General features: G+C 68.8%; 4 protein-coding genes. 3 read left to right on the top strand and 1 reads right to left on the bottom strand.

Features of this window, described 5'->3' with window-relative positions; all coding sequences use genetic code 11:
- The first annotated feature begins 142 nt into the window (after positions 1-142).
- The 3 genes from flhA to flhB are packed head-to-tail and all read left to right on the top strand — an operon-like array spanning position 143 to position 4,144.
- Positions 143-2,245 (top strand): flagellar biosynthesis protein FlhA, encoded by a 2,103-nt coding sequence (flhA, locus tag NHG85_RS11675; RefSeq protein WP_253332567.1) that lies wholly within the window; start codon positions 143-145, stop codon positions 2,243-2,245.
- A 3-nt stretch (positions 2,246-2,248) separates the two neighbouring features.
- Positions 2,249-3,013 carry a flagellar biosynthetic protein FliR gene (locus NHG85_RS11670; RefSeq protein ID WP_253332565.1) on the top strand — a complete coding sequence of 255 codons (765 nt, stop codon included), beginning with the start codon at positions 2,249-2,251 and terminating at the stop codon, positions 3,011-3,013.
- Positions 3,014-3,022: 9 nt separating this feature from the next.
- Positions 3,023-4,144, top strand: a complete 1,122-nt coding sequence (gene flhB, locus NHG85_RS11665) for a flagellar biosynthesis protein FlhB (RefSeq protein ID WP_253332563.1) — start codon at positions 3,023-3,025, stop codon at positions 4,142-4,144.
- A 3-nt stretch (positions 4,145-4,147) separates the two neighbouring features.
- Here flhB and NHG85_RS11660 read toward each other — a convergent pair.
- On the bottom strand, positions 4,148-4,744 hold a 597-nt coding region (locus tag NHG85_RS11660; RefSeq protein WP_370363016.1), incomplete at its 5' end, for a MotE family protein.

Here is a 4,744-nt window from a genome sequence, read left to right as displayed (position 1 = left end):
CGGCCCGCGCAGGGCGCGCGGCGCGGCTGGTCGGCCGGTGGGTCAGCGGGTGGGTCGGCGGGCGGCGCGCGCTTCGGCATCTACAGCGACGCGCCGCTCAGGCCGATGATCTCCTCGCCCTCCCCATCCTCGTGAGGCCCGCATGAGCCAGCCCCCCGCCATCAAGCCCACCCTCTCCTCCTCCGCGCTCGCGACGGGCCTCGCCAACCGCGACGTCGGCTTTGCGGTCGGTGTCACGCTGGTGCTGGCGGTGCTCTTCGTGCCGCTGCCCTCGGTGCTTCTGGATCTGGGCCTCGCGGTGTCGCTGGCGCTCTCGGCGCTGATCCTCATGGTCGCGCTGTGGATCCCCAAGCCGCTGGAGTTCAACAGCTTTCCGACGCTGCTGCTGGTCGTGACCATGCTGCGCCTGTCGCTCAACGTCGCCTCGACCCGGCTGATCCTGAGCCAGGGCCACACCGGGCCGGGGGCCGCGGGCGGGGTGATCGAGGGCTTCTCGCGCTTCATCGTCGCGGGCAGCTTCGTGATCGGCATCGTGATCTTCGCGATCCTCGTGGTGATCAACTTCATCGTCATCTCCAAGGGCTCGACCCGGATCGCCGAGGTCGCCGCGCGCTTCTCGCTCGACGCGATGCCGGGCAAGCAGATGGCGATCGACGCCGATCTCGGCGCCGGGCTGATCGACGAGGCCACGGCCAAGACCCGGCGCAAGGAGCTCGAGGACGAGAGCGGCTTTTTCGGCGCGATGGACGGTGCCTCCAAGTTCGTGCGCGGCGACGCGGTGGCGGGGCTGATCATCACCATGATCAACATCGTCGGCGGCATCCTGATCGGCGTGGTCCAGCACGGGCTGCCGATCGGCGAGGCGGCCAATGTCTACACCACGCTGACCATCGGCGACGGTCTGGTGAGCCAGATCCCCGCGCTCATCGTCTCGCTCGCCGCCGGTCTCATCGTCACCAAGGGCGGCACCGAGGGTGCGGCCAACGAGGCGGTGCTGGGTCAGCTCGGAAAGTTTCCCAAGGCGCTCTACATGGCTGCCGGGCTCTTGTGCGGCATCGGCCTCCTGCCGGGCTTTCCGCTGCCGGTCTTTGCCATCCTCGCGGCGATGATGGCGGGGCTGGGCTACGTGATGAGCCGCGAGGCCAAGGCCCGCACCGCGCGCGAGACGGCGCAGGCGATCGCGAGCGAGCAGGCCGCCGAGGCCCCCTCCGAGGACGACGTCCAGCAGACGCTGAAGCTCGATGACCTGCGGCTCGATCTGGGCGGTGCGCTGGTGCCGCTGATCAACCGCCCCGACGCCGCCCTGCCGGGCAAGATCAAGAGCTTGCGCCATCTCTTCGCGCGCGAGTATGGCTTCGTGCTGCCCTCGGTGCGGATCAAGGACGACCCCACGCTCGGCCCCGACAGCTATGCCATCACCGTGCAGGGCGTGGCCGCCGCCACGGCCGAGATCCGCGCCACCGGCATGATGGTGATCAACCCCGCCGAGGCCGGTATCGAGCTTCCGGGCCAGCGCACCAAGGATCCGACCTTCGGGCTTGAGGTGGTCTGGGTCGATCCCGCGCTCGCCGATGAGGCCGAGGCCGCGGGCTGCACCGTGGTCGACCCCGAGAGCGTCATCACCACCCATCTGACCGAGGTGATCAAGCAGCATATGCCCGAGCTTCTGACCTATGGCGCGGTGCAGGAGCTGATCGAGGGGCTGCCCCGCCCCTACCAGAAGCTCGCGGGCGAGATCTCTGGCTCCAGCCCGACCATCCTCGTGCAGCACGTGCTGCAGGCTTTGCTCTTGGAGCGGATCTCGATCCGCAACCTGCCGCTGATCGTCGAGGCCATCGCCGAGGCCGGGCGCACGACCTCCTCGGTGACGCTGATCACCGAGCATGTGCGCCGCCGCCTGTCGAACCAGATCTGCCACGCGCTGACCGACGCGCAGGGCTTTGTGCCGGTGATCACCATGTCGGCCGCATGGGAGGGCGAGTTCAACGGCGCGGTGCGGATGAACGGCGACGAGCGCAATTTCCTGATGTCGCCTCAGCGGGTGCAGGAATTCGTGCTCGAGGCGCGCAAGGAGATCCAGCAATTCGCCCAGAAGGACGAATGGCCCGCGCTGATGGTCAGCCCCGAGGTCCGCTCCTTCGTGCGCTCCATGCTGGAGCGGGTCAGCCCGATGACGCAGGTGATCTCGCACAACGAGGTGCACCGCAAGGCGGCGCTGCGCACCGTCGCCACCATCGGCGGCTAGGGCTTGGATCTCGGGGCCTTCCTCGTCTCGCAGGCGCTGCTCGCGGGTCTTGTCTTTGCCCGGCTCGGTGCGGCGCTGATGTTCCTGCCGGGCTTTGGCGAACAGAGCATTCCCGCGCGGCACAGGCTCTTGTTCGGCCTCGCGCTGAGTGCCGCGCTGGCGCCGCTGGTGCCGATCGCGCCCGCCGGGGATCTGACCGAAAGCGCCCCGGTGGTGCTGCTGTCGCTCTTCGCCGTGGAAATCACCATCGGCCTGTGGATCGGCACCACGGCGCGCATCCTGTTCTCGGCGCTGCAATTCGCGGGCTACCAGATCGGCATGGTGGCCGGTCTGTCCAACGCCTTCGCGCCGGGCACCGGCAGCTTCGAGGGCTCCACCCTCATCGCCAGCGCGCTGCTGATGGCCGGCGTCGTGCTGGTCTTCGCCACGGAGCTGCACCACGTGATGATCCGGGCGTTGCTCGACAGCTACGTGCTGTTTCCCCCCGGTCGGCTGATGCTGGGCGACCTGGCGCAGCAGATGGTGCGCGCGGTGGCGCAGAGCTTCTACCTCGGCGTTTCGCTCGCCGCGCCCTTCTACGTGCTCTCATTGGTGCTCAACCTCGGCATGGGGCTGGCCAACCGCGCGATGCCGAGCCTGCCGGTGTTCTTCGTCGCCGCCCCGATCCTGATCGCCACCGGTCTTCTGGGCCTCGTCGCGGCGGGTCCGGCCATGCTATCGGGGACCATGCAGGCGCTGGGCGACTGGCTCATGGGCTTCAGCTTCTAGGGGGGCGCGATGTCCGAGGAAGACAAGAGCAGCAAGACAGAGGAGCCGACGGAGGCAAAGCTGCGCAAGGCGCGCAAGAAGGGTGACGTCCCCTCCTCCAAGGAAACCGGCAACATGATGAGCGCCTTCGCGCTGCTCATCATCTCGCTCTACCTGCTGCCGAACCTCATGCCGCGGCTGGCGGGCGATCTGTCGGGGCTCTTGTCCTCGGCGGGCAGCATCGAGATCGGCTCGGGCACGACGGGGCTGCGCGATGTCAGCGGCGTGGCGCAGCATCTCGTCGGCACGGTGGCGGTGACGCTGGCGCCGCTCGCGCTCGTCATGGTGCTGGCGGCGCTGTTCGGCGTGCTGATCCAGGGCCAGACCGTGGTGGCGCTGGAGCGGATCAAGCCCAAGCTGTCGAAGATCAACCCCGGCTCCGGCTTCAAGAAGATGTTCTCGCCCGACGCGCTGGTCGAGTTTCTCAAGAACATTGCCAAGGTGGCGGTGGTCACGGTGATCGCGTTCATGGCGGTGCGCTCCTCGGTCACCGGGATCTGGGAGGCGCCGGGCTTTGCACCCGAGACGCTGCTGCCGCATGCGCGCGGCGCGGTGGTGCGCATTCTCGTCGGCGCCACGGCCTTTCTCGCCGTGGTCGCGCTGATCGACATCATCTGGAAGCGGATGGATTACATCCGCAAGCAGCGCATGAGCCTCAAGGAGATCCGCGACGAGCACAAAGACAGCGAGGGCGACCCGCATATCAAGGGCAAGCGCGCGCAGCTGCGCCGCAAGCGCGCGCAGCAGCGCATCGCCACCGCCGTGCCGCAGGCCACGGTCGTGCTGACCAACCCGACCCATTACGCGGTGGCGCTGCGCTACACGCCCGGCGTCGATGCAGCACCCGTCTGCGTCGCCAAGGGGGCGGATCTCATCGCCGCGCAGATTCGCCGCATCGCGCGCGAGAACGAGGTCACCATCGTCGAGAACAAGCCGCTGGCCCGTGCGCTGCACGCGGTGGTCGAGGTCGACGACGCGATCCCGGCCGAGCATTGGCAGGCGGTGGCCGAGATCATCGGCTACATCATGGACCTCAAGCGTCGCATCCGCCGCGCTCCGCCCGAAGGCTCGGCGCTGCGCGAGGAGGACTGAGGGCTACTGAAGCTTGATGCCGTTTAGCCGCTGGTCGCCCGGCAGCTTGGAGCGCTCAAGGATGATCATCGAGATCGCCTGCGCGCGCACCACGTTCATCGCCGCGAGCACCGGCGCGGCGTCGCGCTCGGGCATCGCGCCCAGCACCGTCACCGCCACCTCGATGTCGAGATCGTTCATGATCGTCGCGGCCTCGCGCGGCTTCATGTTGACGTAAAGCGCCACCAGCCGCGCGACATCGGCCTCGCGCGCCTCGTCGATCTTGGTCATCAGCCCTTCGAGCTCGCCGCGCAGCTCGCTCAGACGCGCCATCTCGATGGCGAGCGTCTCCTCGGCCAGGGCGATTTCGGAGGCGCGTGCGTCGAGTGCGGCGCGCTGCTCGTCGAGCAGACCGCGCTCGGTGGCGATGGCCGAGAGCACCTCTTCGGGCGCGGCGCAGCTTTGCGGGATCGTCTGGGCCACGGGTTCGGGCGCCGGTTGGGGGGCGGGCTCGGGCTCGGGCGCGCCGCCCGCGGCATTGGCCGCGCCGACGAAGAGGTTCGGGCGCGCGCCGTCGGGCGGATGCGCTGCGCCGATATCGCCCACCAAGAGCGCCGCCTT

The organism is Limimaricola litoreus (assembly GCF_024159025.1).
Taxonomy (GTDB): domain Bacteria; phylum Pseudomonadota; class Alphaproteobacteria; order Rhodobacterales; family Rhodobacteraceae; genus Limimaricola; species Limimaricola litoreus.
This window is presented reverse-complemented; position numbering and strand designations above follow the sequence as displayed.